Source organism: Neobacillus sp. B24, from assembly GCF_055381825.1.
The window spans coordinates 2,315,964-2,342,807 of sequence record NZ_AP035777.1; the positions used below are offsets into that span (position 1 = coordinate 2,315,964).

Genomic DNA, 26,844 nt, shown 5'->3' on the forward strand with positions numbered 1-26,844 from the left:
AACATGAAAGGCTGGCAAAAAATCCTCGGTGATATTGTGGCTTGGTTAATGGTTATAGGCGGCATTGGCTATGCCCTATACGGCTATTCTCCCGGCAAAACGATTACGACAACCACCACCACGCCACAGGTAAGTCAGGTTCAACAAGACGAGACTACTGTTCAAAAAAATGAAGATGTGGCAGGAACTGCTTTAGCAGCTGCTGCAACCGCTAAGACGACAGGGGAAACTTCGTCAGTTAAAGTAATAACAAATGATACTGAACAACAAAAATCAGCTCAAACGCAACAGGCTTCTAACAACATTACTGCTGAAACAACACCAAAGGAAGAAATGAAAGAGGACACAGTAACCGTGTCAGTAAAAACACCAGAAGGTTATTTACTTGCCCCTAGGAAAATAGCGATAGACGATCAAACAAAAGCCGCTGATGTGCTAATACAAGCGTGTAACGAAGCAGGATTGAAGCTGGAAAACACCGGTTCAGGAGCGATGCTCTATACCAAGGCCGTTGGAGATTGGCGTGAGTTTGACAAGGGGCCTTATAGTGGCTGGAGTTACAGGATAAATGGTGTGAAAGGGGATCGGTCATCAGGTGTAAAAGATGTAAACCCGGGGGATACAATTGAGTGGAGTTATGTCCTTGATTTTAGGGAGGATAAATGATGAATAGTATCGGTTCGATGTTAAAGCCAAGGGGAGTGAGGCTTTTCACCTTAAGAAATATGACCCTGATGGCCTGTCTATCCACCCTAAGTATTGTAGGCAGGATTTATATGAGTGCAATCCCAAATGTTCAGCCATCCACTGTAATCATAATATGTGCTGCCTTGGTTTATGGAGTTCGATTTGGTTTAATCGTTGCCTTTTTAACTGTATTTGGTTCAAACCTGGTACTGGGATTTGGCCCATTTATCGTCATGCAATTGATTGCTTGGGGCAGCATTGCCATAATCTCGGGCACGTTCGGGAGATTTTATGAAAAAATTCCTCCGATTATTATATCCGTATACTCTGGTTTAACAGGGCTGTTCTTTGGTTTTATGGTGTCGCTTAATGTTTTATTTATAGGCGGGCCTGCAGCATTTTGGGTTTATTATTTAAGGGGTATTCCCATGGATTTGTATCATGCAGCAGGAAACTTTTTATTTTATTTAACTCTGGGACCGGTTATTGTAAAAATGTTACAGAAATATAAAGATAAAACGTTTTATGAGAAGCCGGTAGATTTAGTTGATAATAAATAGCACGCCGATATCCGGCGTGCTACTTTTTCAGCTCCTGCAGTTTAACTATAACTGAATCTACCGCTTCGCCGATATTATAAATGACTTTATTTAAGTTTTCTTTCCATTCAGGCGCCCGTTCTTTAATAGTGCTCCCAATTTTCTTGGCATTTTCATTTAGTTCTTTGCCAATTTCTTCCGCCTGGTCTTGGATGCTCCGGCCTGGATTTGATTCACCTGCCAGACGGGCATTCACGGATACGACGGCAAAGGATTCTTTTGGCAGGTTTTGTGTGGATGACCTCATGATTTCTCTGAAAATCGGAACAACATTTGATGAGCTTGAACTTGGTAAGTAATGCTCCCGATCCGTCTGGTCAAAGCCAATCCAGATTGCACCGACAAGATTCGGCGTGTAACCAACCATCCATTGATCCTTTGTCCCATTGATATCGTTGTAGGGAAGCTGAGTAGAGCCGGTTTTTCCGGCAAGCTGTACCCCGGGGATATGGGCTTTTCGCCCCGTTCCAGTTTCGACCACATTTAACAGCATGGCGGTAATTTCGTCAGCTGTTTTTTCAGAAGTCACTTTTGTTGTTTTCGCCTGATGCTCGGCAACAATATTTCCGGTCGGCCCAACAATTTTAGTAATCAAATGGCTATCCTGCCGTTTGCCGCCATTTGGGAATGTGGAAAAGGCATTGGCCATTTGTAACGGCGAAACCCCTTTGCTCATCCCGCCAAGTGCGATGGCTAGATTTTCATCCTGTTTTTCAATCGGAATCCCGAAGCGTTTTAATGAATCCAGCCCTTTGTTCAAACCAATCTCATTCAACAGCCAGACGGCAGGAATATTTAAAGAGTCTTCCAATGCCTTATACATTGGCACCTTTCCTTGAGTAGTTTTTGAAAAGTTTTCTGGTTTATAATCTCCAAATGAAGTAGGCTCATCTACTAGTTCTGAATCAAAGGTATAGCCTTCCTCAAGTGCTGGAGTATAAACGGCCAGCGGCTTAATCGTTGACCCCGGCTGTGCCTTTAACTGTGTTGCCCGATTAAATCCGCGGAACACCTGCTCACCGCGGCCGCCAACAAGTGCACGGACACCGCCAGAGGAAGGGTCCATTAACACGGAACCGCTTTGGACGATTGCCTCGCCTTTTCCCCTTGGGAATAGGGCTTTATTGGCATAGACTTTCTCAAGTCCAGCCTGAAGATTTGAATCCAGCTCGGTATAGATTCGATAACCTCTTGTTAAAATTTCATCCTGAGTCAGCCCGTATTTGGAGATGGCCTCATTTAACACGGCATCGACATAGTATGGATATTTTCGTTCCACAAAGGAGCCGCCGCCATCATGAAGGCGGATTTTTTCCTTTTTCGCCTGATCAGACTGTTCTGCGGTAATCATGCCATGCTCTTTCATTTTATCCAACACAACATTTCGGCGTTTCATGGCCTCATCATAATTGCGATAAGGGTCAAGATAATTCGGAGCATGTAGTAGTCCTGCCAGCATGGCTGCTTCACTAATCGACACATCTTTAATATCTTTATTGAAGTATTTCTTTGAAGCATTGCCAATGCCCCAGGCGCCGCTGCCAAAGTAGACCTGATTTAAATACATTTGCAGGATTTCATCCTTTGAATAGACCTTTTCAATTTTTACTGCCAAAAATAATTCCTCAGCTTTTCGCTTGTATGTTCGCTCCGGCGATAGCAGGGCGTTTTTTGTAAGCTGTTGGGTTAGCGTGCTGCCACCGCCAGTTATTCGGCCAGCAAATAAATTGCCAAAGAATGCCCTGGCAATACCCTTGATATCAAAACCGCTATGCTGATAAAACCGTTCATCTTCAATAGCCACTACAGCATTAGGGACATATTTCGGCAGCTGTTCGATGTTCACACCTTTTGTCCGATTGGTGGCGACATTGGTGGCCACATTGCCGGTATGATCATAAATGACCGTAGGCTGACTCAAGCCTTCTTTTAATGATTGAACATTTGCTCTAGAGGCAAGCCAGCCAAAATACGAAATGGTTGAAAGCACAACAACCAGCCCGACTAACAGCAAAATTTGTGTAAGATGTTTTCGTTTCCAGAAAGTGACGACCATTTCCCAGAAAGGGCGCAGCTTGTCCATAGTATTCTCCTAACCTTAATTACGATTTTTGCTTTCTATATTATAAATATTGTTCCCACAAAAGACCAACAAAAGCCTTTTTGATACTATTTTTCCTCTTTTACTATAAGAAAATCTTATCGGGGTTGATTAAAACTGAATAATTTCTATGCTGTTTGTTGCCTGGTATAATTTGGTTAGGAACATGAGGGGGGAGCTATATGTTTACCGTGAATCCAATTGGTACTGTTGTAAATAGCCGTAAGGAAGTAGAGGATGACTACTGGGGGGATGTCACGTCTGTTATTGAGTTGGCGACTGATTTGGACGAAAGTAGCTTGGATGGGATTCAAGCTTTTTCCCATTTGGAAATCATCTATCTGTTTCATCTTGTCAGTGACGAAAGGATTCAATATGGGGCAAGGCACCCAAGGAATAACAAGTCATGGCCAAAGGTTGGGATTTTTGCTCAAAGAGGCAAAAATCAGCCAAACAAGTTGGGAACCACGGTTGTAAAACTGATTAAGTGTGAGGGGAGAAAACTATTTGTCTCCGGATTGGACGCAATCGATGGAACACCAATTATTGACATTAAGCCAGTTATGAAGGAGTTTTTGCCAAGGGAAGAAGTGACCCAACCGGATTGGTCAAAACAGCTTATGGTGAATTACTGGAAATAGATAAAATTTAATAACCTATGACATTCGTGGACAACCATTTTCCATCACTGCATATGTTAATAGAAAGGAAGTTTAGCATATTAGGAAGGGGATGGACTAATGATTAACTGGAAAGTACGATTCCGGAACCGTAATTGGGTCATTGCTTTTATAGCGCAATTGTTTATTGTCGCTCAATTTGTATTAGGCGGGTTAAACTCTCTAGGTATAACTGATTTTCAAATTTCCGATGCCCTGCAAGAATGGGTAATTACCCTTGTGAATGCAGTCTTTGTCCTGCTGTCCATGCTGGGAATTGTCCAGGATCCTACCACCAAAGGATATGGTGACAGCCAACGGGCACTGCAATACAAAGATCCAAATTAATCACATTAAGTCAGTTCCAACTGGAACTGACTTTTCACATGTGAAAGGGGCTGAGGTAAAAATCTTTACTTTTTTGGGTTAAAATAGTTAACTAGAAAAATAGTCTTTCCATTTAAGAGGAGTTACATATGTACAAAGTTAGCAGCTATTTCAAGCAATTTCACCCCATTGTCTTGGTTTTATTAATCGGTACTGTGCTATCAAGAGGCTCTGCCTATATGACGATCCCGTTTCTGTCCATATATTTATCGAGACATATGGAAATATCCCCCGTTATTATCGGATTAACGGTTGGGATGAGTCCGTTAATGGCAACAGTCGGAGGGTTTATCGGCGGACATCTGTCTGACCGATTCGGCCGCAAACCCGTCATGTTAACAGCTCTTTTTGCGCTTGCGTTTGTCTACTATGGTTTTATGAACGCTGACAGCCAGGGGTGGTTTATCCTGCTTAACGCGTTAAATGGACTTTGCGGTTCATTTTTTGAACCAACCGCCCAGGCATTAATGGCTGATTTGACAGAAAAAAAGCTCCGGATGAAAGTATATTCTCTTCGATATACGGCGATGAATATCGGGGCATCTGTTGGTCCGCTTATCGGTGCCTTTTTGGCCAATTCATCTGCCGACATTTCCTTCGCCATTACTGGAACAACCTATTTGCTTTATGCGGTAGTGCTGTCAATGTTAATGAAGAAACTGGGCATAGCTAAACTTGAACTAAATAAGAAGACAGTATCCTTTACAGATGCATTTAAAATTATCAAGGCAGATAAGGCGTTAAGATTTTTAGTCATCGGGATTATATTAACCAATATCGGTTATGTGCAAGTAGATTCAAACCTGCCCCAATTCCTGGAGGTATCGTTGGAGAATGGTGTGGTGATTTTCTCGGTGCTCCTTACAATTAATGCGGTAATGGTGGTATTTTTGCAGATGCCCATCAGCCATTTTGCCGAAAGATTCAGCCTCATGCAAGGTATGGTCTTTGGAGCCATTTTTATTGCTGCCGGTTTAGTTGGCTTTAGCTTTGTAAGCGGATGGGTTACTGCTATCTTGGCTATGGCACTTTTAACTATTGGTGAAATTTTAATTTTTCCAGCCAATAATATGATGATGGATCAGTTGGCCCCGGAACATTTGCGGGGTACCTATTTCGGTGCAGGTCAGTTTCGAAAGATTGGAAACTTCCTTGGGCCCATTTTCGGAGGCTTACTGTTTACCCATTTGCATGGTCAATGGATGTTCTGGATTATATCGGCAGTCACACTAAGCAGCATGATGTTCTTTACCGCAGGGAATAAAATTTACGAAAAAAATAAAACAATAAATGCTAAAATTGTCTAATATTTTCAAAAATACAGGATATTTGTTAAAATAAAATCATAGAGTAGCAGAATGTCGGAATTCCTCATCAATTTTTTGAATAGGATGAACTATCCTTTTGGAAAAGAGGTCTTGAGAAATGGTCTATTGGATTGCGGCATTTTTTGTTAGCTTGATTGTATTTGAGGAATTACTTTATTATGTTTGGAATCGTTATGTATATGGGAAAAAACATTCCAAGACTAGGATAGGGATTGGGAAGATGGTAGTGTGGTTCAAAGGCTGGAAATCACGGAGAGAAAAAGATGTTCAATTATAATAAGCATTTCAGAAAACTCGCCTTCTTATGATGGCGAGTTTTCGTTTTTGGTTTGTTGCGAGGATTGTTGATTCTGCTTCTTTTTTAGAAAACCGACTATGGCCTTTGTAACAAAATACAGTGCAAATAGCCCTAAAATAACAGTTTCTGTCATTTCTGTTACTTTAAAGGGTTTCAGTTGTTTCCATAAGAGGTTTGAAAGGCTGAAATTCATCAAAAAGTCCATTATAATAACGAGCAAAAAAGTGGATATAGCTAGGAGCGAGAAGACAAGGATTGTTTTCATGTTTCCACCCTTTTTGTCCATATTGTTTCTGGATATAAGGATAATATGCATTTTCTGTTCCTAATGGATAATACAAGACAAATTGGTTAACATAACCATAATTATTGTGTGCGATAAGTGGGGCGGAATGATTGTTGAAACTATCCAAACTATTAAAGAATAAACAACCAAAGCAAAATGATAATTTACGACAAAGGCAGGATCCATCACAACCAGGTGAATTATTAATTCGTCGGGATTATCAAGAAAATATCTCGAGAATTAAAGGGGAAATGGGCAATAGCTCCGACCTGGTAACTAGGGAAATTAAGATTGGTCAACATCGCGGTGCCATTGCCTTTATCGACGGTCTAGTTGACGGCAAGGGAATCAGCGATTATCTTTTAGAAACCTTCATGGAAACGAACGTGACGGAGGAGGACAATGCTTTTGATTTATTTCAGTTTGTTCTGGACAAAACCGTCGCTCTAGGATCAATAAAAACGGTAAAAAATTGGAATGAATTATATGATTTGTTATTATCGGGTTGTACGCTGATTTTTTTGAATGGATATAATAAAGCGATTAGCGGCGAAACAAGGGGAGGCGATCGGCGAGCTGTTTCAGAACCAACCCAGCAGCTTGCTATTCGTGGCCCTAAGGATTCTTTTACGGAGATACTTAGGACTAACACTGCCTTAATCCGGAGAAGGATCAAAAGCCCTAATTTATGGGTAGAGCCAATGAAAATCGGAACCGTTTCTCAGACTGATATTGCAATCTTATATGTAAAAGGGATTGCCAATGAAAAAATCGTGGATGAGGTAAGGAAAAGGTTAAACCGCATTAATATGGATGCCATTTTGGATTCAGGATATATTGAACAGCTGATTGAAGACCAAACTTGGACTTCTTTTCCGACCACCTATCATTCAGAGCGGCCGGATGTAATATCTTCACAGCTGCTTGAAGGCAGAATAGCAATCATCGTCGATGGAAGTCCGTTTGTATTGACTGTACCCGCGTTATTTGTTCAATTTTTTCAGGCTCCGGATGATTATTATTCACGTTTTGATCTTTCAACCGGAATCCGCCTTTTAAGAATCGTAGCTTTTTTAATTGCGCTTGTCGGTCCATCCCTGTATATAGCCGCTACAACCTTTCATCAGGAGATGATTCCGACAACTTTTGCGATTGCCATTGCGGCGCAGCGGGAGAACGTCCCTTTTCCAGCCTTCGTTGAAGCTTTGGCAATGGAATTAGTCTTTGAGGTCTTGCGGGAAGCAGGTCTCCGACTCCCAAGGGCGGTCGGGCAGGCCGTTTCCATTGTAGGCGCATTGGTAATCGGTCAAGCAGCAGTAGAAGCCAGTATTGTTTCTCCAGTCATGGTTATCGTTGTCTCTGTTACAGCCATCGCCAATTTTTCTACACCTGTTTTTGCGATGGCCATTTCTGCAAGACTACTTCGATTTGCTCTAATGGTTCTCGCAGCTTTCATTGGCTTGTATGGAATTGCGATAGGTTTGATGATTATGGCTATCCATTTGTGTTCATTGCGGTCATTTGGGGTTCCGTACATGTCACCATTAGCTCCGTTTAACCCTGAAAACCAGCAGGATGTATTTATTCGTTATCCAATTTGGGCGATGAAAAAACGGCCAAAGTTTATCAGTGAAGGCAATCTCGTCAGGACTGGGAAGGACCAGAAGCCTCAGCCTCCATCAGACAATAACGAGCAAGGCTCGAAGGGGGAACAATCATGAAAAAAGGGATAATGCCAGTTTTGATAATCCTGATTCTGACCCCGCTGCTGGGAGGCTGCTGGAACCAGCGTGAATTGACTGATTTGGCCATTGTAATGGGGATGGGGATTGATAAGGGAACAAATGGGAAGAAATATGATGTTACCTTTCAAGTTGTAGTACCCTCTAATGTAACAGCCTTTAGCGGGGGCGGTGGTGGTCAAGGTCCGCCGGTTGTCACTTATAAGACTTCAGGAAATACGATAACAGAGGCCGCTCGACTAGCAGAGAGACATATTCCAAGGGTGCTGTATTTCGCACATACCAATATTCTATTAATTAGTGAGGAGCTGGCAAAAGAAGGGATTCTAGATATATTGGATTCATTGGACCGAGATCCCGAATTCCGCACAACTACTAATATGATAGTTGTGAAAAATGTGAAGGCAGGGGACTTGAACTCAATCCTAACAAATCTTGATAAGCTGCCTGTTAATAAATTTACTAAAACCTTGGAAGCGACTCATGAAAGGTTAGGTGAAAGTTTTAAAATTTCAGTTGATGATGTCCTATCTGGTATTGTAAGTGCAGGGAAGGAAGCGATGATGAGCGGTTTTAAACTTGTGGGAAAAGCAGAGAAAGGAACATCAACTGAAAATATTAATACGACGAAACCGAAAGCTATGATAGTATCGGATGGACTTGCCGTTTTCCGCAAAGGAAAATTGGCAGGTTGGTTAACTGATGAAAAAGCTCGCGGTGCGCTTTGGGTGTTGAAGGAAATGAAGGGAACCTACATTGACTTTGATTTAAAAGGAAAAAAAGATGCTGTAAGTGTGACACCCTATTTGGCTGATACGGAAGTGAAAGTGAGCGTAAAAAACGGAGAACCTTTCGCCGCAATAAAAACTGAAACGATTTTTAGACTTAGTGAAGTAAATGTTGCAACAGATCTAATGGATCCACAAAGTACTGAGGAATTTGAGAAAAAAGCCGCTGAAAAAATTAAGAATGAAATCGAGTCAGCTATTCGCCAAGTCCAAAAATATAAGGCGGACATCTTCGGGTTTGGTGAAAGTCTTCACCGCTCAAACCCTGCCTATTGGAAAAAGGTGAAGAAGAATTGGCCGCAGCAATTCGCCGAAATGGATTTTGAAGTAAAGGTCAATGCTTTCTATCGTGAATCTGGTGTAAGAAATAACCCTTTTTGGAAGAATATGGATAAATAAGCAGCAAAGGGGAGAAAGGGCATGGAAAAAGCGAAAATCAGCACAAACCAGCTGTTTGTTCTTGTTGTGGTATTTGAAATGGGCAGCGCGATACTCGTAGGCTTAGCTGGGAATTTAAAGCAGGATGCCTGGATAGCCATTTTACTGGGAATGGTTGGCGGATTGGCGTTATTTTTTGTGTATCACCGGTTGTTTTTGTTTTACCCCGACCTTCCGCTAACCAGTTATCTCCAAAAAATTATCGGAAAATGGCCAGGACGGGCACTTGGTTTTTTTTATATTGTGTATTTTATCTATCTTTCCGCAAGAGTATTGAGAGATTTTGGAGAACTGTTAACATCGACAATTTATACAAGTACCCCTGTGTTCTTTATCATGACCATGCTGATTCTAACGATTGCCTATGCTATTTATAAAGGGTTTGAAGTAATTGCCCGAGTGGGGGAGCTTTTCTTTGCGGTAGTCTATTTCATGGCGATCCTTGGCTTTGTTCTCATCATCTTTTCGGGATTAATTCATCTGGAAAATTTAAAACCGATGTTCGAAAATGGATGGATGCCTATTATCAAAACGACATTGAATCAGACATTAACTTTTCCATTTGGTGAAATGATTGTTTTCACGATGCTGCTCCCCTATGTGAACCGTCCAAAGAAAGCGAGGCGGATTTGCTTAATTGCGATGGTACTTAGTGGGGTGAATATTATTATTGCAGCTGTGGTCAATATCGCGACGCTTGGGGTAGATTTGTTCGTCCGATCTCCCTATCCACTTCTCTCTACAGTAGGAAAAATTGAGCTCGCCAATTTTATCGAGCGGCTGGATGTTTTGTTCATGCTTTATTTGATGATTGCCGGCTTTATTAAAGTAGCGATTTTTTATTACGCGGCCGTAATGGGAACGACGGATATTTTTAAGTTTGAAAAACATCAAACAATAAGCCTGCCGATAGGTGTCATCATTTTATTAACAGCGATGGCTATTGCCCCCAATTATGTGGAGCATATTAAAGAGGGGCTCGAAGTCGTACCAATTTATCTCCATTGGCCATTTCAAATAATCATTCCTGTCATTCTTTTGGGAGTTGCTTACTTGAGGAACAAGAAAAAGAGGATGGCCAAAGGCTCTACACATACAGCTGATGGGGCGGGCGCATAAAAAAACTGCCAAGGGCGGAATCATCCTAGGCAGTTTTTTGATCGTTTTTTTGACGATTAGTCTGTGTCAGTGGCAAAATGACCGAGACGGATGTCCCCAGGTTTTTCTGGCTGTCAAACTGTATGGTTCCCATATGGGACTGGACGATTTTAAAGCTGACTGTCAATCCCAATCCGGTTCCTTTTTCCTTTGACGAATAAAACGGTTCGCCAATTTTTTCTAATCTTTCTTCAGAAATACCACAGCCATTGTCCTGTACCAAAATGGAGACGTTGTCGTCTTCACACTTGTTCATTAGAATCGAAACGGTACCGCCATTTATCGATGCTTCAATAGCATTTTTGATGATATTAATAAATAATTGCTTCAGCTGGTTCGGTTCACATTCAATTAAGATATCTTCATCAGAGAACTGGAACTCTATTTGCACATTATATAAGCTGGCTTCCGTCGATAGTAATGAAATGACATCATGTAATAATTTTTGCAGTTCAACGGTTGAAAATTTAACCAACTGAGGTTTTGCCAATAATAAAAGCTCACCGACAATGAAATTAATGCGATTTAATTCATCATGCATAATACGATAGTACATTTGGTGCTTAGGATCTTCTACCTGAAGCAGCTGCACGAAGCCTTTTAAGGAAGTAAGCGGATTTCGGATTTCATGTGCTACACTCGCAGCTAGTTCACCGACAACTGACAATTTTTCTGTCCTGCGCAGCCGTTCTTCTCTTTCCTCGAGTTGTTTCACCATTTCTCTTCTTTCTGTAATATCGCGTCCAATGATGACAAGTCCCTGCCTTGAGCCATCATGATTAAACAGCGGGACCTTTATGGTGTCAAAGATTTTTGTTGACCCATCGTGAAGAGGAAGAACTTCTTCAATTCGGGTAATTTTTTTATTTCTCCATGCCTCTTCATCAGTAACTTCACAATTTTTAAGCGCCTCACCATAAAAATCGGTATACTGTGCCAATTCGGAATCCTTTTTACCGCGATAATCAACATGATCAAGTTGAAATAATTTTAATCCGCATTCATTTGCTTCAATCCATCTGCCTTCGCCATCTTTAAAGTTGACAAAATCGACCATTGAGTTAATTAACGTAGACAGGCGTTCCTGGTCCCGTTTTGACTCGTTTAATTCTTTGCTTTTGTTCATGAAAAAATAGAGAAATCCCCCGGTAACGACAACATAAATAACTTCCTTAGTCCTTTCTACCGCATCCTCGAATGCTGGAGAAACGAAGAACTCTATTATATAATTAGAACCATATATCCAAATTAAACTAGTAAAAAAGTAGAGAACGATCAGCCTTTTTTTATGCATGTAAATATCTCCCATTCATGTAAATGGATTCATTTCATTAAATTTCCCTCTATAATATATTACTAGACAATGGATTATAGTTGAATATTATTTTTTGGGAATTAATAAATTCTTTTGCCAAGAATCACCAAATCCCTTTCAACTTGATCCAATTCTGCAACCCCTGGAAGATGGGCCCATTTTTCAAAGCCAAAGCTTTCAAATAGCTTTAGACTTGGCTCGTTATGGGCAAAAACAAACCCGAGCAAGGTTTTAATGTTCAGGTCCGGGCAGGCATCGATTGCCTTTTGGATCAGATATTTCCCCAGTTTTTTGCCGCGATAGTCCGGATGAATATATATGCTGATTTCAGCCGTTCCATTGTAGGCTGGCCGGCCATAAAACGATTGAAAGCTAAGCCAAGCGCAAACTTTTCCTTGATCTTCAACAACCCAAAGTGGACGAAAGGAGGGAGAATGGTCATGAAACCAAGGCAGCCTGTTTTCAACCTCAATCGGTTCGGTATCAGCTGTCACCATTCTACTGGAAATGGTTGTATTGTAAATTTCTACGATTGCTGGCAAATCGTTTACTTTTGCATCTCTAATTAAGAATCCTTCAAACATAACGTTACACTCCTAAACAATAATAGATTTATGGTAAACCCTGAAGCGGGCGAAATCAATACAGCTTTCATGAAAAGTGGAAAAACCTTTTCCCGGTCCATTGTCCCTGAGAAAAGGTTTTTCAGATTGGATGCAGGTACTCCTGCTTCCGGTTTACGTTTCTTTGGCCTAGGACCTACCAGCGATGGGCCTTGGCATTACTCCTTAAGATGATGTTGTTTTGCGACATTTGCGTTTCGCCATTCACCTGAGATTTTTGGCGCTTCGGCCTTGTCCAGGTTTTGACAAACATATCCGAGTGTGAATCTAAACGCTCTCTGTAGCTCATCAAATCACCTCATCAGCGGATTTTGAAACGGATATTCGGTTAGGAATATCAAGTTTATCATTTGTAAAATAACGTAAAATTAGTCAAAATGGAAAAATTTATTTTTTTATAAATTTTGGCTTGTATTTTCTGAAATTTCCAAATAAAATAAAATTACATACCAACCGGTAGGTATGTTATTAGAAACTTTAACATATTATTTTAATGCAGCTAATTTACTAGATTACCAGAAAAAATAAAGGAGTGAATGAAATGCATTTACGTCTAACAGATGAACAGAAAATGGTACAGCAAACAATCAGAAAGTTTGTTGAAAAAGAGCTTATTCCGCTTGAAAACGATGTGTTACGAAATGAGCGGGAAGGAAAGCCAAGCCTGCCTCCAGGTAAATTAAAAGAACTGCAATTAAAAGCAAAAGAAGCTGGTTTCTGGGGAATCAATACTCCTGAAGAATACGGCGGCGCTAATCTTGGCCAAATGATGATGGCGCTTGTTTACATGGAAATTTCCAAAACGTTTGTTCCGTTTTCTTTCGGAGGCTCGGCGGACAATATCCTTTATTATGGTAATGAAGACCAAAAGAAAAAATACCTGATTCCAACAATTAATGGCGAAAAGAAATCCTGTTTTGCGATGACTGAGCCAGGTGCAGGTTCTGATACGCAAAATATTAAAATGACTGCTGTCAAAGATGGAAATGAATGGGTATTAAATGGTGAGAAAACCTTTATTACTGGTGGAAATGAAGCTGACTTTGTTATGGCAATTGCCATTACTGACAAAGAAATGCATCAAAAAACAAGAGGACGGGAAGGGGTAACCTGCTTCATCGTGGATCGCGACATGGGCTGGAAATCAGAGTATATACATACCATGGGAGAATGGGGTCCAGCCGGCCTAGTATTTGATAATGTACGCGTTCCTGAAGAAAACATTCTCGGTGAATTGCATAAGGGCTATAATCTTGGCCTTGAGTGGATCGGTTTTGCGAGATGGGTTGTCGGCGCGAGAGCTGTTGGTACAGCAGAACGGCTGCTGCAAATGGCGATTGATTATGCCAAAGAGCGTGTGACTTTCGGTAAACCAATTGCCGAACGCCAAGCCATTCAATGGATGATTGCCGATAGTGCTGTCGATATTGAAGCAGCAAGATGGCTCGTTCTAAATGCTGCCTGGACTTTGGACCAAGGCGAAGATAACCGTCATTTGGCTTCAATGGCCAAGCTGTATGGAGCGAACATGGGTAATCGTGTCGTTGATAAAGTGATGCAAATCCATGGCGGCATGGGATACACAAGAGAATTGCCAATTGAGCGCTGGTACCGCGAAGCCCGTCTGTGGAGAATTTATGACGGTACAGACGAAATTCAAAGAATGATCATATCCCGTAACCTCATCAAAGGTCATGTGAAAATAGGTCAATATATTTAAAGGAATTTTGAAAGCGTTATCTAATATATAAAGCGAAAGCGCCTTGACCAGGGGCGACAGGCATAAGACGAGCCGGCGCAGAAGGATGTTTTTTATCCTTCTTGACGGATTGGCTGTAGACCTTCGAGCCCCTAGTCGCTGCAGCTAGAATTCACACAAAGACAGAACATGTGATGGAGGAGGAATACAGAAATGGCAGGAAGATTTGAAGGGAAAGTAGCATTTGTTACCGGGGGAAGCCGCGGAATCGGCAAAGGGATTGTTGAACTTTTTGCCGAAGAAGGGGCAAAGGTAGCGCTGATTGACTTGAATGAAGAGGCATTAAGTGAAACAGCAAGTGAATTAAAGGAGAAAGGCTATGAGGTGTATGCAAAGGTCGCGAATGTAGTTGACCCGGACCAGGTAGAAGCCGCTGTAAAAGAAGCTCATGATGCCTTTGGGCGTATTGATATTCTTGTCAATAATGCCGGGGTCATTCGTGATAACTTATTGTTCAAAATGACTGACGCTGATTGGCAGACAGTTATGGACGTGCATTTGAAAGGTTCCTTTAATGCCGCCCGCGCTGCCCAAAAGTATATGGTCGAGCAAAAATATGGCCGTATCATCAATATTTCTTCCACCTCTGCGCTTGGAAATCGCGGTCAGGCCAACTATGCTGCTGCAAAAGCAGGCTTACAGGGCTTTACAAAAACTTTGGCACTTGAACTAGGCCGATATGGAATTACGGCTAACTCTGTTGCCCCTGGATTTATCGAAACAGATATGACCAAAGCAACAGCTGAACGGATCGGAATTTCCTTCGAACAAATGATTCAAGCAAGTGTTGCAGCAATTCCGGTCGGCAGAAGCGGTAAACCAGCGGATATTGCCAATGCCGTCGCATTCTTTGCCGATGAAAAATCATCGTTTGTAAATGGTCAAGTAATCTATGTTGCCGGCGGACCAAAATGTTAATGGGATGAGGTGAAATAATCATGTTCAAAGATCAAATTGGCAAGCAATCGGATAAAGTCAAAAACGTAGTTGAACGCGGTGCGGTTAAGAAATTTGCTGAAGCCATTGGTGACCTTCATCCAATCTATTTCGATGAAACTACCGGCCGGCTTTCCCGCTATCAAAAGAATATTGCTCCACCAACATTTCCAAGGGTGTTTGATTACGGCGTGATTGAAGGCTTGCATCTGCCGAATAAAGGCTTGATTCATGGGGAGCAATCCTTTCAATATGAACGCCCGCTATATGTCGGCGAAGAGGTTTATTGTTATTCCCAAGTGAAAAATTACTTTGAGAAAAAAGGTAATTTTGGGGAAATGGGCTTTTTGGTAATGGAAAATGTAGGTGTAGATAGTGAAGGAAAGAAGATTTTCACATCCAGTTCAACAGTCGTTATTTCTGAAGCGGTAAGGAAGGTGTTAACAAAATGAGTTCTCTTGCAGTGTTACAGAAAGGCGAAAGTGTTAAGGAAATTCATTTAGCGCCTGTATCCAGGATGGACCTGATTAAGTATTCCGGCGCCTCGGGCGACTTTAATCCAATTCATACCATTGATGAGGAAGCAACTAAAGCAGGACTTCCGGGAATAATCGCACATGGTATGTGGACAATGGGCAATCTGGCCAAGCTGTTCACAGAGTTTTATGAGGAAGGTTTTGTTAAGGATTACTCAATTCGCTTTAGAGGGATGGTCTTTTTAAATGATGTCGTCACCCTTAAAGCGACATTGGTTGAAAAGGAAGGAAATGACCTTCGTTTTCAAGTCCGTGCTGTAAACCAGCATGAAAAGGATGTTTTAAAAGGCGAGGTAGTGTATCAACTTTACTAACAAGAATGACAGCTTAATTGTAAAAATAAAACCCGGCACGATGGAAGGAACCCCCTCTTAATGCTGGGTTTCTTACTATAAAGCAGAATATAGGGGATGATTGTATGACAGTAAAGATGAAATTGAGTTACAAGCCTCCTGTTTTTGCATCAGTTGAAGAAGAACGGCTCCATTTGAAACAAAAATTGGCTGCATCCTTCCGCTTGTTTTCAAAGTTTGGCTTTGATGAAGGTGTCGCTGGCCATATCACTGCCCGCGATCCGGAACATAAGGACCATTTCTGGGTGAATCCATTTGGCATGCATTTTAGCCTAATCAAAGCCTCTGATTTAATCCTATGTAACCATGATGGAGTGGTCGTGGAAGGAAATTACCCCGTCAACAGGGCAGCATTTGCGATTCACTCGCAAGTCCACCAAGCCCGCCCTGACATTATTGCTGCTGCCCATGCCCATTCCGTTTACGGGAAATCATGGTCTTCACTTGGCCGCTTAATTAACCCTATTACCCAGGATGCCTGCGCTTTTTATCAGGATCATTCCCTGTATGATGACTTTAACGGAGTGGTTAAAGACATCGAAGAAGGTCGGCGCATTGGTGTTGCCCTCGGTGACAAAAAGGCTTGTATCCTTCGGAATCACGGGCTGTTGACGGTAGGCAAGTCTGTCGATGAAGCGGCATGGTGGTTTATCACCATGGAGCGCTCCTGCCAGGCTCAGCTGTTGGCCGAAAGTGTCGGGAAGCCGGTTATCATTGGTGATGAAGATGCCCAGGCAACCTATGACACAGTCGGGACCTCCGACGCAGGCTGGTTCCAATTCCAGCCATTATGGAACAGGATTGTGAAGGAACAGCCAGATTTATTAGATTAATCTAATAGGTCCAAAAGGAAGATAAGCATCTTTTTGGACCGACTACATATGTAACTGGAGGAACACAACGTGAAAATTGGAGTGGCCGGAACCGGCGCGGTCGGCGGTTATTTTGGAGGTTTTTTAAAAAAAGCTGGAAACGAAGTGGTATTTTTCGCAAGAGGCAGCAATTTACTCAGAATGCAGGAGAAGGGGTTAACTGTTGAGGCAGGTGATGAATCCTTCACTGTCCACGGTTCATTCACCAACCAATATCAGGATTTTTCCGAGGTTGACCTGCTGCTGTTTTGTGTCAAAGGTATTGCCACGGCAGAGGTGGCGATGCACCTGCGTCCTATACTAAAAGAATCTTGTCTCGTTATAACTTTGCAAAATGGAGTTGATAATGAAGAAATTCTCGCAGATGTGTTTGGAAAACAGCGTATATTATCGGCAGCAGCCTATATTCAGGCACATGTTACGGAATCCGGTGCAGTCAAAAGAATCGGCCTGCCGCCAAAGCTGGTAATTGGGTCCATCGACAGCGGCCAAGCACCTAAAGCTGCGGAACTAGCCTCATTATTTACAGAAGCAGGAATTGAGGCCTTTCCAACCCGAGATATTTTTAAAATCAAATGGAATAAGCTGCTCTGGAATGTCACGTTTAATCCGTTAACTGCCCTGATTGAGGAGAAGGTTGGTGCCATTTATAAGGATGCGGGCTTATATGCGGCGGCGGTTAAAATTTGCCAAGAGGCAATTGCGGTTGCCCAAGCAAGCGGGATTGAAGTCGAGGACAATTTTTACGAGAGTATTTTAGCCCAAGGTCAGCTGGCGAAGGATCACCACACCTCCATGCTGCAGGATAAGCTAAAAGGAAACCCGCTCGAATTGGAATCCATTGCAGGATATATCGTTAAAAAGGGCAAAGCATTAAACGTTGGGACACCAGTCCTTGAAACCGTCTATCATCTATTAAGCTATCAAACAACAAGGAATTGAGGTGATGAGTTTGCATGTACCACAGGAACGTCCATGGATGACAGTATACCCATCATCGATGCCTCATGATTTCGACATCCCGGAAACTAGCCTTTATTCCATTTTGGATACTACAGCAGAAAAATATCCGGAGCACATCGCGATCATTTTTGAAAACCAACAAATTTCCTATTTTCAATTAAAAAATATGGTTGATAGGCTTGCGGCAGCTTGGAAACAGCGCGGTGCCGCAAAAGGCGAACGCCTTGGCTTAATGGTGTCAAACGACCCGCTATATGTGGTTTCCTATTATGCGGCCTTGAAGCTTGGCATGATGATTGTACAAATCAACCCACATTATACTGCAAGAGAGCTGCTCGAAATTTTCAATGATGCCAGCGTGAATTATTTGGTCACAGAGCCTGAATGCCTTGAAAAAGTGACAGGGATAAAAGACTACTCATTTAAAGAAATTTTCGTAACAGCTAATGGTACCGGCTATCCTGGTCTGCCGGAATTAATACAAAATGCCGTCCCTTTGGAGGATACATACTCCATTCAGGCAGTGACAGATATTGCCGTCATTCAATATACCGGCGGCACGACTGGGAAAAAGAAGGGTGCGATGCTGACCCACTATAATTTAGTGGCCAATGTCATGCAAAGCAAAGCGCTTTATGGTAAGCGCATGCTGGAAGGGGCAGAAACCATCCTTACAGCCACACCGCTCTATCATGTCTATGGAATGACGAGCGGGATGAATCTGAGCATTTACATTGGAGCGACGAATTTGTTAGTGGCCAAATTTGAGGTGGAAAAGGTCCTGCAGCAGATACAGATGTATAAACCGACCATCTTCCCTGGTGTTCCGAAAATGTATCATGCGTTCGCTCATTATCACGATATTGAAAGCTATAACTTGACGTGTTTTAAAATGTGCACGAGCGGTTCTGCGCCGCTGCCAATTGAAATTATGAAGAAGTTCGAACGCTTAACCGGAGTGACGGTAGGTGAGGGCTATGGCCTGTCGGAAACGTCACCCACGACCCACCGTAATCCGCCTGATGGCGTCTCAAAAATAGGCAGCATCGGAATCCCGCTGCCAAAGACAGACTGCCGGATTGTCGATGATAACGGCGAGGATGTTCCGGAAAAAGCGGTCGGTGAGCTGTTGATTAGAGGGCCGCAGGTGATGCTCGGCTATTGGAATAAGCCGGAAGAAACAAAGAATGCTCTTAAGGATGGCTGGTTTTATACCGGTGACTTAGCGATGATGGACGAAGAAGGGTATTTCTATATTGTCGGCCGGAAAAAAGAGATGATCCTCGTTGGCGGTTTTAATGTCTATCCTCAGGAAGTGGAGGGTGTTTTGTATGCACATCCTGCGGTGTTGGAGGCAGCCGTTGTTGGGATACCGGACCGGGAAATTGGAGAAGTGGTCACAGCATTTATTGTTCCCAAACCTGATTGTGACATTGATTTTGATGAATTACGCGACCATTGTCAACGGCATTTAACCCGCTACAAGGTACCAAAGGTGTTTGAAATAAGGGACGCTCTGCCGCGAAATTCGGTTGGAAAGCTATTAAAGCGGATCTTGGTGGAAGAATCTACGAAAAAGACTAAGGCATAAGGGGGGAATCCAGTAATGAACTTCGAATTAGATGAAGATATTCTTTTTTTAAAAAAGAATGTCAGAGAATTTATTCAAACAGAAGTCGAAGCGGTTGCAATGCAGATTGAGGACGACAACCAAATTCCCGAAAGAATAATTCATCTCTCGAAGGAAATGGGCCTGTTTGGGTTAAGCATCGCTGAGGAATATGGCGGTCTTGGGATTGGTATGGTAGGCAAATGCGCGCTGTACGAGGAAATCGGCCAAACCCATAATGGCTATACGACGCTGATTGGCGCCCATACCGGAATTGGCAGTGTTGGAATTGTCGAAATGGGCAATGAACAGCAAAAGCGTAAGTATTTGCCTGATATGGCGAGCGGTGAGAAAATTGGTGCATTTGCATTGACAGAGCCTGAGGCTGGGTCCAATGCCGCCAATTTAAAAACCACTGCCGTCAGAAAGGGTGACAAATACATTTTAAATGGCTTAAAGCATTATATTACCAATGCCACTGAGGCAAGTGTCTTCACTGTAATGGCGGTCACCGACCCGGAAAAAGGAGCCAAGGGAATTACTTCATTTATTGTTGAAAAAGATTTCCCCGGCTTTAAGGTCGGAGCGATTGAAAAAAAAATGGGTCTGCGCGGCTCGCATTCGGCAGAATTGATTTTTGAAGATTGCGAGGTTCCGGTGGAGAATGTGCTTGGGGTTGAAGGACAGGGCTACGTTAATGCATTAAAAATCTTGGCCAATGGCCGTGCTGGCCTAGCTTCTCGAAATCTGGGATCCTGTCAAAAGCTGCTCGACATGACAACGAGGTACGCGATGGAGCGGATCCAGTTCGGCAAACCGATTATCAAAAATCAGGCTGTCAGCCACATGCTGGCGGAAATGGCTGTGGAGATTGAGGCGCTGCGTTCATTTACCTACCGGGTTGCCTGGATGGTCGACCAGGGGATGAAGGTCATCAAGGAAGCGGCGATGCTGAAGCTTTATGGCTCCGAAGTTTATAACCGCGTTGCCGATAAGGCGGTACAGGTTCACGGCGGAATTGGCTATATTGCCGATTACCCGATTGAACGCTTCTATCGTGACGCGCGGATTACGAGAATTTATGAGGGCACCTCGGAAATCCAGAAAAACATTATTGCCGCCCAGCTGGAAAAAGAATATAGCTAATTTGATAAAGGAGGAGTTTGATGCAGGACGATATCGTGATTTTAAGCGCAGTCCGGACGCCCGTCGGAAGATATGGCGGCGCCCTTAAGAGTCTTAACTCTGGCCAATTGGGCGCAATCGCCATCAAGGAGGCGATTACCCGGGCTGGAATCACACCTGAACAGGTGGATGAGGTAATTTTAGGAGAGGTGCGGCAATCGACGGAATCCTCAAATGTTGCCAGGGTGGCAGCTTTGCGGGCAGGGGTCCCGGAAACTGCACCGGCATTTACAATTAATCGCCTTTGTGCATCTGGGATGCAGGCAGTTGCCTCTGCAGCTCAGCAAATTGCCTTCGGCCAGACAGAAATTGTTGTTGCTGGAGGAACAGAAAGCATGAGCAATGCGCCTATTTATCTGAGAAACTCCCGTTTTGGCGGGGACAATCCCAAGTTGGTTGATTCCAATACGGAGGCAGGGCAGCAGCCGCAGGAGATTTACGGCAGCGGGCTTGGTATGGGAATTACCGCCGAAAACGTAGCTGAGCGATTTTCAATTTCTCGTGAAGACCAAGACGTCTTTGCATTAGAAAGCCAGCGGCGTGCTGCTGTCGCAATCAGCGAAAAGCGCTTTGTCGAAGAAATCGTGCCAGTCGAGGTGAAAGGAAAAAAGGGTTCCGTACTCGTTACACAGGATGAACATCCAAGACCGGAAACCACTCTGGAGGCGCTGCGTAAACTGCGGCCGGTTTTTAAAGAAAATGGCAGTGTTACTGCCGGAAATGCCTGCGGTCGGAATGATGGCGCTGCCGCAATGGTTTTAACGTCGAATCAACATGCCGTAAAGCTAGGATTAAAGCCTCTGGCAAGAATCGTGGATTGGGCCGCGGCCGGTGTTTCTCCTGAGGTAATGGGAATTGGTCCGGTTCCTGCAGTGAAAAAATTGCTCCAACGTACAGGACTAACATTGGCTGACGTCGGTTTAATTGAACTCAATGAGGCATTTGCTTCTCAAGCACTGGCTGTCATTCGGGAACTAAAGCTTGATCCAAGGACTGTTAATGTTAACGGCGGTGCGATTGCGCTTGGGCATCCACTTGGGGCTACCGGGGCCAAAATCATGACCACCCTGATTTATGAAATGATCCGCCGCGGGGAAAAGCGGGGAATTGCCACTCTATGTATAGGCGGAGGCCAGGGAATGGCCATCATGGTCGAATTAATAGAAGAATAGAAAGGAAATTGCCTGTGAGAACGCCTGAAATGAAATCAACATTTTTTGAGTACATGGGCTTTAACAGCGCCATCACCGATAGGTTCCAGCTGGATTTGCCCTTGCAGCAGCATTTGCTGCAGGATGACGGAAGTATTCATCCTGGCGTTTTTTCAACAATGCTCGATATCACCATGGGAGCAACCATCTCGTTTGCGACAAACTCATTTGCGGCAACGATTAATCTGAATTGTTCCTATCTAGATCTCTCGCCAAAGGAAGCTTACCATGCCGAAACAAACATATTGAAACAGGAAGGAAAATATGTAACGGCGGAAGGGATGATTTACGATCACAATCGTGAGCTGGTTGCCAAGGGAATCGGCACTTTTAAGGCAACTCCCCGCGAAGACATAAGGAGGGAGGAGATTGATTAACTTGCAATCAGAGCTAACTAGAATACTCGAAGGTAATCCATTTTATCAGCATCTTGGGTTTGAAATTGTCGAGGAAGAAGGCAAGGAAATGGTTCTAAAGCTGCCGTTAAAACAAGATTTGCTAAATACAAACAAAACACTTCATGGCGGTGTCCATGCCTCGATGCTGGATGCAGTCTCTTCTGTGGTGTTACGCAGCCTCTACCAAACCCAGGTTAGTGCAGTGAATTTGGATGTGCACTATTTTGCCAAGTCTGTGTCAGGTAACCTGTATGCGCGGGCAAAGGTGCTGCAGCAGGGTTATAAGCTGGCGACAATTGAGGCAGTAATAGTCGATGATCACCAGCGGCTAATTGCCAAGGGAACAGGCGTCTATAAGATTGCCAGATGAAAGAGTTTTGTTAGTATGGAAATAAATTTTATAAAAAATTTAAAAAATAATAATACTTTAATATAGCTTTAATAGGCGATATTGTCCGAGCTTAGAAGGGCAGGTTTAGAGTCTCGTAGATTTAATATGTTTTTACTATACCTATGAAAAAAATGACGAAAATTTGTATGTTGAATATTCTAAAAATTTCTAATATTATAGGGTTATTCACATACTAACTAGTTAGTATGTTGAGTCATAAGAGGAGTGGATAAAGATGAATTTTAGTTATTCCGATAAGGTAGTAGAGTTGCAAAACAAGCTGAACCAATTTATGGAAGAGTATGTTTATCCAAATGAGCAAGTGTATCATGACCAGATTGATAAGAACGATCCATTTTCCAAGGTTCCGCCAATCATGGATGAATTAAAAGAAAAAGCCAAACAGGCTGGATTGTGGAATTTATTTTTACCAGAGAGTGAATATGGTGCCGGGTTAACTAATCTCGAATATGCGCCGTTATGCGAAATCATGGGCCGTTCTTCTATCGCTCCGGAGGTGTTCAACTGTGCCGCACCTGACACCGGGAATATGGAGGTTATTGTCCGTTATGGTACCGAGGAGCATAAGGAAAAATGGCTGAAGCCATTATTAAACGGTGAGATTCGTTCCTGCTTCTCGATGACAGAGCCGGATGTAGCTTCCTCTGATGCGACTAATATTGAAGCTAGTATTATCCGTGATGGTGATGAGTATGTCATCAACGGCACGAAATGGTGGTCATCAGGTGCTGGCGACCCGCGCTGTAAAATTGCGATTGTCATGGGGAAAAACGACCCGAATGCTCCGACACACGAGCAGCAATCGATGATTCTTGTTCCACTGGATACTCCAGGGGTAACAATTAGGCGAGTTCTTCCAGTCTTTGGTTATGACCATGCCCCACATGGCCATGCCGAGATAGAATATAATAATGTCCGCGTACCTGCTTCTAATATGCTTTGGGATGAAGGCAAAGGCTTTGCTATTGCCCAAGGCCGTCTTGGACCAGGACGAATCCATCACTGCATGAGAACAATCGGTGCCGCTGAACGTGCGCTTGAGTTACTCTGTAAGCGCGTTCAGAGCCGTGTGGCCTTTGGCAAAAAGCTTGCCGATCAGGGTGTTATCCAAGAATGGATTGCGGAAGCAAGAATGGAAATCGAACAGGCACGCCTGTTGACGTTGAAGGCTGCCTATATGATGGATACTGTCGGCAATAAAGAAGCTAAGGGCGAAATTGCCATGATTAAAGTGATTGCTCCTAATATGGCATTAAAGATTATCGACCGGGCGATCCAAGCCTTTGGTGCAGCAGGTGTCAGCGAAGACACACCACTTGCAGCCAGTTGGGCGAATATCCGTACATTGCGTTTAGCTGATGGTCCGGATGAGGTCCACAAGCGCGCGATTGCCAGATATGAATTGAAAAAATACCGTTAAGGTTTGGAAATAGGAGGATTTGTGGATGCATATTAACCAACTGTTTGATCTTACAGGAAAAGTGGCGATTGTAACCGGCGGCGGACGCGGTCTGGGACAGCAAATCGCCGAAGGGTTTGCCGAGTCGGGTGCCCATGTGGTTGTCTGTTCTCGTAGATTGGAAGCTTGTCAGGAAGTTAGTGAAGAATTGAAAAAGCTTGGGGTCGAAAGCCTCGCATTCAAATGTGATGTATCGAACCCGGATGATGTTCGCAATGTTGTCGAGAAAACGATGGAGAAATTCGGACGCATAGACATTCTTGTCAACAACAGCGGTGCTTCTTGGGGCGCTCCTGTAGAAGAAATGCCGCTTGACGCGTGGTATAAGGTAATGAACGTAAACGTGACGGGAACGTTCTTGATGTCACAGGCAGTTGGCCGCGTAATGATTGAACAAAAGGGCGGCAAGATTATCAATATTGCCTCTGTTGCCGGCTTGCAGGGCTCGAATCCGAAGTACATGAACGCAATTGGCTATAACGCCAGCAAGGGTGCCGTTGTCACGTTTACAAAGGACTTGGCAGTGAAATGGGGCCAGCACGGAATCTATGTAAATGCAATTGCTCCGGGCTTCTTCCCGACGAAAATGTCCAAAGGCTTGCTTGACCAAGGCGGTGCCGCGATTCTGGAAGGCACTCCGCTGCGCAAGTTTGGTTCGGATACCGACATTAAGGGTGTTGCCGTATTCCTGGCATCGGCTGCTTCGGATTTTGTGACTGGGGATATTGTGGTTGTAGATGGTGGCGCGCACGCGATGTAGTTTTTTAATTTTAAGGAGGAATGAACTTGAGCAATAGAGATGCAGTTATCGTTTCGGCTGTCAGAACCGCGATTGGCCGGCAGGGAAGTGCGCTGGCAAGTGTTCCGGCCCACGTTTTTGGCGCTGAAGTGATCAAAGAGGCGGTAAACAGAGCAAAAATATCACCGGAAATGATCGATGACGTTATTTTTGGAAATGTCTTATCAGGTGGTGGAAATATTGCTAGATTAACAGCTTTGCAGACGGGGTTATCGATCGATATCCCCGGTGTAACGGTCGACCGCCAATGCGGTTCAGGAATTAATGCCGTGAATTTGGCTGCCCAGGCGATTCGCGCCGGAGATGGCGACATCTTTGTAGCCGGCGGAGTGGAAAGCATGAGCCGTGCTCCTTATTTAATGGAACGGCCGGAAAAGCCCTATAGCGCAGCGCCGCCAAGCTTTAAAAAATCGCAGCTGTCACCAAAGGAGATCGGTGATCCGCCAATGGGCATCACCGCTGAGAATCTCGTAAAAAAATACAATATTACGAGAGAAGAGCAGGATGAATTTGCGTTAAGAAGCCAGCAGCGGATGGCAGCGGCTATGGAAGAGGGACACTTTGACGAGCAAATTGTGCCAATTAGCATCCCGGTTAGAAAAGGTGAGCCGATTGTTTTCAAAATAGACGAACATCCAAGACCGCAAACAACCCTTGAAGCACTGGCAAAGCTGCCCCCAGCCTTCCTTCAGGGCGGCACGGTAACCGCAGGCAGCAGCTCTGGCCTAAATGATGCGGCAGCAGCCCTGGTGATCATGTCGAGGGAAAAAGCCGAAGAATTAAATCTAACTCCACTTGCGGTGGTACGACAATTCGCCGTTGCCGGGGTAGACCCGAATATCATGGGAATCGGTCCGGTTCCAGCCGTCCGTAAGGTGATGGAGAAATCGGGATTGAGTGTAAGTGACATGGACGTAATCGAAATCAACGAAGCCTTTGCCGCACAAGTCATCGCTTGTAACCGTGAGCTAGAAATGGATATGGACAAAGTCAATGTAAACGGTGGAGCCATCGCACACGGACACCCGCTCGGAGCTACTGGCGCCATCCTGATCACCAAAGCCTGCTATGAACTAAAACGCAGTGGTGGAAGATACGCACTCATCACCGCATGCATCGGTGGCGGCCAAGGTATCGCTACCATCATCGAGCGCGAATAACCAAGAAGAAATCGCGGTGCCCGGTGTCCAAATCCGGAATTTTCAGCAATGATAAGGTGGTAAGGTGAGTAATGGTGTCAGGCACCATTTGCTGACTCCACCCCTTATATATGGTGAAAACCCTCCAAACCCGGGCGCCACGATGGATCAGGCTGAAAGGAATTGTCCTATGAAGCAGAAATTAATGGAGGCGGGTATCCTGTTGTTTGATCGGAATGGGTTTAAGTCGACTTCGATCCAGGATATTGTACAGATGATGGGTGTAACGAAGGGGACTTTTTACTATTACTTCAACAGTAAAGAGGAGCTTCTGAAGGAAATCCATTTGCAGTACATTGAGGGGCTGATCAAACGGCAGGAGGAAATATTGTTAAATCCTGATTATGATTTTGTCAGGAAGCTTTATGAGATTGTTTATTTGCTCATTCACAATATTAGGGGCGAGCTGCGCAGTGCCCGAATTTTCACAAGAGAAATGCGGCATTTAAGCGAAAGCAATGTAAAAGAAATAAAGGAAAAACGCAAGCTGTTTCGCTTAAACGTACAAAAATTTATTGAAGAAGCTTGCGAACGGGGAGAAATAAAAAAGGGGTTCCGGCCCGATATTTTAACAATGGGTATCCTTGGCATTACCAACTGGAGCTACTACTGGTTCAATCCGGATGGTGAAGTTTCCGAAGACAAGGTAGTGGAGATCTTCCTTGAACTAATCTTAAACGGGATTTCCCAAAATGACAGCGTTTCCAACTGCAATATTACTGAAGCAAATGCCTAGCAATCTAC

General features: G+C 43.7%; 29 protein-coding genes. 24 read left to right on the forward strand and 5 right to left on the reverse strand.

What is annotated here, in order from left to right; translation table 11 throughout:
* The first annotated feature begins 3 nt into the window (after nt 1-3).
* Nucleotides 4-666 (forward strand): DUF4430 domain-containing protein, encoded by a 663-nt coding sequence (locus ACZ43M_RS11455; protein WP_464507532.1) that lies wholly within the window; start codon nt 4-6, stop codon nt 664-666.
* Nucleotides 663-1,247 (forward strand): ECF transporter S component, encoded by a 585-nt coding sequence (locus tag ACZ43M_RS11460; RefSeq protein ID WP_464507533.1) that lies wholly within the window; start codon nt 663-665, stop codon nt 1,245-1,247. Before ACZ43M_RS11455 ends, ACZ43M_RS11460 begins: the two co-directional genes overlap by 4 nt.
* A 19-nt stretch (nt 1,248-1,266) precedes the next feature.
* Here ACZ43M_RS11460 and ACZ43M_RS11465 read toward each other — a convergent pair whose 3' ends face one another.
* Nucleotides 1,267-3,369, reverse strand: coding sequence for a transglycosylase domain-containing protein (locus tag ACZ43M_RS11465; RefSeq protein ID WP_464507534.1), 2,103 nt, complete (start codon nt 3,367-3,369; stop codon nt 1,267-1,269).
* Between the two features lie 200 nt (nt 3,370-3,569).
* On the opposite strand from ACZ43M_RS11465, the gene ACZ43M_RS11470 reads away from it, so the two are divergent.
* The 4 genes from ACZ43M_RS11470 (at nt 3,570) to ACZ43M_RS11485 (ending at nt 6,038) form a co-directional block, all read left to right on the forward strand.
* Complete coding sequence (locus ACZ43M_RS11470; protein ID WP_464507535.1) at nt 3,570-4,028, forward strand: SAM-dependent methyltransferase; 459 nt, start codon at nt 3,570-3,572, stop codon at nt 4,026-4,028.
* A 99-nt stretch (nt 4,029-4,127) separates the two neighbouring features.
* Nucleotides 4,128-4,394: a phage holin gene (locus ACZ43M_RS11475; protein ID WP_464507536.1), complete on the forward strand. Its 267-nt coding sequence runs from the start codon at nt 4,128-4,130 to the stop codon at nt 4,392-4,394.
* 128 nt (nt 4,395-4,522) lie between these two features.
* Nucleotides 4,523-5,740: an MDR family MFS transporter gene (locus ACZ43M_RS11480; protein WP_464507537.1), complete on the forward strand. Its 1,218-nt coding sequence runs from the start codon at nt 4,523-4,525 to the stop codon at nt 5,738-5,740.
* 118 nt (nt 5,741-5,858) lie between these two features.
* Nucleotides 5,859-6,038 carry a hypothetical protein gene (locus ACZ43M_RS11485; protein WP_464507538.1) on the forward strand — a complete coding sequence of 60 codons (180 nt, stop codon included), beginning with the start codon at nt 5,859-5,861 and terminating at the stop codon, nt 6,036-6,038.
* 25 nt (nt 6,039-6,063) lie between these two features.
* Here the strand turns inward: ACZ43M_RS11485 and ACZ43M_RS11490 are convergent, their stop codons facing one another.
* Nucleotides 6,064-6,324 carry a hypothetical protein gene (locus ACZ43M_RS11490; protein WP_464507539.1) on the reverse strand — a complete coding sequence of 87 codons (261 nt, stop codon included), beginning with the start codon at nt 6,322-6,324 and terminating at the stop codon, nt 6,064-6,066.
* A 134-nt stretch (nt 6,325-6,458) separates the two neighbouring features.
* On the opposite strand from ACZ43M_RS11490, the gene ACZ43M_RS11495 reads away from it, so the two are divergent.
* From ACZ43M_RS11495 to ACZ43M_RS11505, 3 genes are read left to right on the forward strand one after another with little or no spacing between them, the layout of a single operon-like run.
* A complete protein-coding gene (locus ACZ43M_RS11495; RefSeq protein WP_464507540.1) occupies nt 6,459-8,066 on the forward strand; it encodes a spore germination protein in 1,608 nt (535 codons plus the stop codon).
* Nucleotides 8,063-9,274 carry a Ger(x)C family spore germination protein gene (locus tag ACZ43M_RS11500; protein ID WP_464507541.1) on the forward strand — a complete coding sequence of 404 codons (1,212 nt, stop codon included), beginning with the start codon at nt 8,063-8,065 and terminating at the stop codon, nt 9,272-9,274. The genes ACZ43M_RS11495 and ACZ43M_RS11500 overlap by 4 nt, the downstream gene beginning before the upstream one ends.
* 21 nt (nt 9,275-9,295) lie before the next feature.
* Nucleotides 9,296-10,432 carry a GerAB/ArcD/ProY family transporter gene (locus tag ACZ43M_RS11505; RefSeq protein ID WP_464507542.1) on the forward strand — a complete coding sequence of 379 codons (1,137 nt, stop codon included), beginning with the start codon at nt 9,296-9,298 and terminating at the stop codon, nt 10,430-10,432.
* Nucleotides 10,433-10,457: 25 nt separating this feature from the next.
* Here ACZ43M_RS11505 and ACZ43M_RS11510 read toward each other — a convergent pair whose 3' ends face one another.
* From ACZ43M_RS11510 to ACZ43M_RS11520, 3 genes are all read right to left on the reverse strand, one after another.
* On the reverse strand, nt 10,458-11,765 hold the full coding sequence (locus ACZ43M_RS11510) for an ATP-binding protein (RefSeq protein ID WP_464507543.1): 1,308 nt from the start codon (nt 11,763-11,765) through the stop codon (nt 10,458-10,460).
* 101 nt (nt 11,766-11,866) lie between these two features.
* Entirely contained in the window at nt 11,867-12,370 is a 504-nt protein-coding gene (locus tag ACZ43M_RS11515; protein ID WP_464507544.1) for an N-acetyltransferase family protein, read from the reverse strand.
* 175 nt (nt 12,371-12,545) lie between these two features.
* Entirely contained in the window at nt 12,546-12,698 is a 153-nt protein-coding gene (locus ACZ43M_RS11520; RefSeq protein ID WP_464507545.1) for a YpzG family protein, read from the reverse strand.
* 252 nt (nt 12,699-12,950) lie between these two features.
* Here ACZ43M_RS11520 and ACZ43M_RS11525 point away from each other — a divergent pair, with 252 nt between their 5' ends.
* The 15 genes from ACZ43M_RS11525 (at nt 12,951) to ACZ43M_RS11595 (ending at nt 26,836) form a co-directional block, all read left to right on the forward strand.
* Nucleotides 12,951-14,129, forward strand: a complete 1,179-nt coding sequence (locus ACZ43M_RS11525) for an acyl-CoA dehydrogenase family protein (protein WP_464507546.1) — start codon at nt 12,951-12,953, stop codon at nt 14,127-14,129.
* Nucleotides 14,130-14,321: 192 nt separating this feature from the next.
* Nucleotides 14,322-15,086, forward strand: a complete 765-nt coding sequence (locus ACZ43M_RS11530; RefSeq protein WP_464507547.1) for a beta-ketoacyl-ACP reductase — start codon at nt 14,322-14,324, stop codon at nt 15,084-15,086.
* Nucleotides 15,087-15,106: 20 nt separating this feature from the next.
* Entirely contained in the window at nt 15,107-15,556 is a 450-nt protein-coding gene (locus ACZ43M_RS11535) for a MaoC family dehydratase N-terminal domain-containing protein (RefSeq protein WP_464507548.1), read from the forward strand.
* Nucleotides 15,553-15,954, forward strand: a complete 402-nt coding sequence (locus ACZ43M_RS11540) for a MaoC/PaaZ C-terminal domain-containing protein (protein WP_464507549.1) — start codon at nt 15,553-15,555, stop codon at nt 15,952-15,954. The genes ACZ43M_RS11535 and ACZ43M_RS11540 overlap by 4 nt, the downstream gene beginning before the upstream one ends.
* A 104-nt stretch (nt 15,955-16,058) precedes the next feature.
* Entirely contained in the window at nt 16,059-16,826 is a 768-nt protein-coding gene (locus ACZ43M_RS11545) for a class II aldolase/adducin family protein (RefSeq protein WP_464507550.1), read from the forward strand.
* A gap of 69 nt (nt 16,827-16,895) precedes the next feature.
* Entirely contained in the window at nt 16,896-17,807 is a 912-nt protein-coding gene (locus ACZ43M_RS11550; RefSeq protein WP_464507551.1) for a ketopantoate reductase family protein, read from the forward strand.
* A 4-nt stretch (nt 17,808-17,811) separates the two neighbouring features.
* On the forward strand, nt 17,812-19,419 hold the full coding sequence (locus ACZ43M_RS11555; protein WP_464507552.1) for a long-chain-fatty-acid--CoA ligase: 1,608 nt from the start codon (nt 17,812-17,814) through the stop codon (nt 19,417-19,419).
* 15 nt (nt 19,420-19,434) lie between these two features.
* Nucleotides 19,435-20,583 (forward strand): acyl-CoA dehydrogenase family protein, encoded by a 1,149-nt coding sequence (locus ACZ43M_RS11560; protein WP_464507553.1) that lies wholly within the window; start codon nt 19,435-19,437, stop codon nt 20,581-20,583.
* Between the two features lie 20 nt (nt 20,584-20,603).
* Complete coding sequence (locus tag ACZ43M_RS11565) at nt 20,604-21,794, forward strand: thiolase family protein (protein WP_464507554.1); 1,191 nt, start codon at nt 20,604-20,606, stop codon at nt 21,792-21,794.
* Between the two features lie 29 nt (nt 21,795-21,823).
* Nucleotides 21,824-22,210, forward strand: coding sequence for a PaaI family thioesterase (locus ACZ43M_RS11570; protein ID WP_464507555.1), 387 nt, complete (start codon nt 21,824-21,826; stop codon nt 22,208-22,210).
* Nucleotides 22,203-22,601 (forward strand): PaaI family thioesterase, encoded by a 399-nt coding sequence (locus tag ACZ43M_RS11575; protein ID WP_464507556.1) that lies wholly within the window; start codon nt 22,203-22,205, stop codon nt 22,599-22,601. Before ACZ43M_RS11570 ends, ACZ43M_RS11575 begins: the two co-directional genes overlap by 8 nt.
* Nucleotides 22,602-22,857: 256 nt before the next feature.
* On the forward strand, nt 22,858-24,063 hold the full coding sequence (locus tag ACZ43M_RS11580; protein ID WP_464507557.1) for an acyl-CoA dehydrogenase: 1,206 nt from the start codon (nt 22,858-22,860) through the stop codon (nt 24,061-24,063).
* A gap of 25 nt (nt 24,064-24,088) precedes the next feature.
* Nucleotides 24,089-24,862, forward strand: a complete 774-nt coding sequence (locus ACZ43M_RS11585; protein ID WP_464507558.1) for an SDR family oxidoreductase — start codon at nt 24,089-24,091, stop codon at nt 24,860-24,862.
* 20 nt (nt 24,863-24,882) lie between these two features.
* Complete coding sequence (locus ACZ43M_RS11590) at nt 24,883-26,061, forward strand: thiolase family protein (protein ID WP_464507559.1); 1,179 nt, start codon at nt 24,883-24,885, stop codon at nt 26,059-26,061.
* Nucleotides 26,062-26,230: 169 nt separating this feature from the next.
* A complete protein-coding gene (locus ACZ43M_RS11595; protein ID WP_464507560.1) occupies nt 26,231-26,836 on the forward strand; it encodes a TetR/AcrR family transcriptional regulator in 606 nt (201 codons plus the stop codon).
* Nucleotides 26,837-26,844: the final 8 nt, after the last annotated feature.

Bases quoted from the DNA above. Each gene is read 5' to 3' on its own strand.
- ACZ43M_RS11540 (WP_464507549.1), top strand. From the start codon at position 15,553: ATGAGTTCTCTTGCAGTGTTACAGAAAGGCGAAAGTGTTAAGGAAATT.
- ACZ43M_RS11510 (WP_464507543.1), bottom strand. From the start codon at position 11,765: ATGCATAAAAAAAGGCTGATCGTTCTCTACTTTTTTACTAGTTTAATT.
- ACZ43M_RS11520 (WP_464507545.1), bottom strand. From the start codon at position 12,698: ATGAGCTACAGAGAGCGTTTAGATTCACACTCGGATATGTTTGTCAAA.
- ACZ43M_RS11465 (WP_464507534.1), bottom strand. From the start codon at position 3,369: ATGGACAAGCTGCGCCCTTTCTGGGAAATGGTCGTCACTTTCTGGAAA.
- ACZ43M_RS11560 (WP_464507553.1), top strand. From the start codon at position 19,435: ATGAACTTCGAATTAGATGAAGATATTCTTTTTTTAAAAAAGAATGTC.
- ACZ43M_RS11585 (WP_464507558.1), top strand. From the start codon at position 24,089: ATGCATATTAACCAACTGTTTGATCTTACAGGAAAAGTGGCGATTGTA.
- ACZ43M_RS11525 (WP_464507546.1), top strand. From the start codon at position 12,951: ATGCATTTACGTCTAACAGATGAACAGAAAATGGTACAGCAAACAATC.
- ACZ43M_RS11480 (WP_464507537.1), top strand. From the start codon at position 4,523: ATGTACAAAGTTAGCAGCTATTTCAAGCAATTTCACCCCATTGTCTTG.
- ACZ43M_RS11475 (WP_464507536.1), top strand. From the start codon at position 4,128: ATGATTAACTGGAAAGTACGATTCCGGAACCGTAATTGGGTCATTGCT.
- ACZ43M_RS11555 (WP_464507552.1), top strand. From the start codon at position 17,812: ATGAGTTTGCATGTACCACAGGAACGTCCATGGATGACAGTATACCCA.
- ACZ43M_RS11470 (WP_464507535.1), top strand. From the start codon at position 3,570: ATGTTTACCGTGAATCCAATTGGTACTGTTGTAAATAGCCGTAAGGAA.
- ACZ43M_RS11580 (WP_464507557.1), top strand. From the start codon at position 22,858: ATGAATTTTAGTTATTCCGATAAGGTAGTAGAGTTGCAAAACAAGCTG.
- ACZ43M_RS11500 (WP_464507541.1), top strand. From the start codon at position 8,063: ATGAAAAAAGGGATAATGCCAGTTTTGATAATCCTGATTCTGACCCCG.
- ACZ43M_RS11590 (WP_464507559.1), top strand. From the start codon at position 24,883: ATGAACTTGAGCAATAGAGATGCAGTTATCGTTTCGGCTGTCAGAACC.
- ACZ43M_RS11595 (WP_464507560.1), top strand. From the start codon at position 26,231: ATGAAGCAGAAATTAATGGAGGCGGGTATCCTGTTGTTTGATCGGAAT.
- ACZ43M_RS11505 (WP_464507542.1), top strand. From the start codon at position 9,296: ATGGAAAAAGCGAAAATCAGCACAAACCAGCTGTTTGTTCTTGTTGTG.
- ACZ43M_RS11490 (WP_464507539.1), bottom strand. From the start codon at position 6,324: ATGAAAACAATCCTTGTCTTCTCGCTCCTAGCTATATCCACTTTTTTG.
- ACZ43M_RS11455 (WP_464507532.1), top strand. From the start codon at position 4: ATGAAAGGCTGGCAAAAAATCCTCGGTGATATTGTGGCTTGGTTAATG.
- ACZ43M_RS11565 (WP_464507554.1), top strand. From the start codon at position 20,604: ATGCAGGACGATATCGTGATTTTAAGCGCAGTCCGGACGCCCGTCGGA.
- ACZ43M_RS11460 (WP_464507533.1), top strand. From the start codon at position 663: ATGATGAATAGTATCGGTTCGATGTTAAAGCCAAGGGGAGTGAGGCTT.
- ACZ43M_RS11515 (WP_464507544.1), bottom strand. From the start codon at position 12,370: ATGTTTGAAGGATTCTTAATTAGAGATGCAAAAGTAAACGATTTGCCA.
- ACZ43M_RS11545 (WP_464507550.1), top strand. From the start codon at position 16,059: ATGACAGTAAAGATGAAATTGAGTTACAAGCCTCCTGTTTTTGCATCA.
- ACZ43M_RS11570 (WP_464507555.1), top strand. From the start codon at position 21,824: ATGAAATCAACATTTTTTGAGTACATGGGCTTTAACAGCGCCATCACC.
- ACZ43M_RS11535 (WP_464507548.1), top strand. From the start codon at position 15,107: ATGTTCAAAGATCAAATTGGCAAGCAATCGGATAAAGTCAAAAACGTA.
- ACZ43M_RS11530 (WP_464507547.1), top strand. From the start codon at position 14,322: ATGGCAGGAAGATTTGAAGGGAAAGTAGCATTTGTTACCGGGGGAAGC.
- ACZ43M_RS11485 (WP_464507538.1), top strand. From the start codon at position 5,859: ATGGTCTATTGGATTGCGGCATTTTTTGTTAGCTTGATTGTATTTGAG.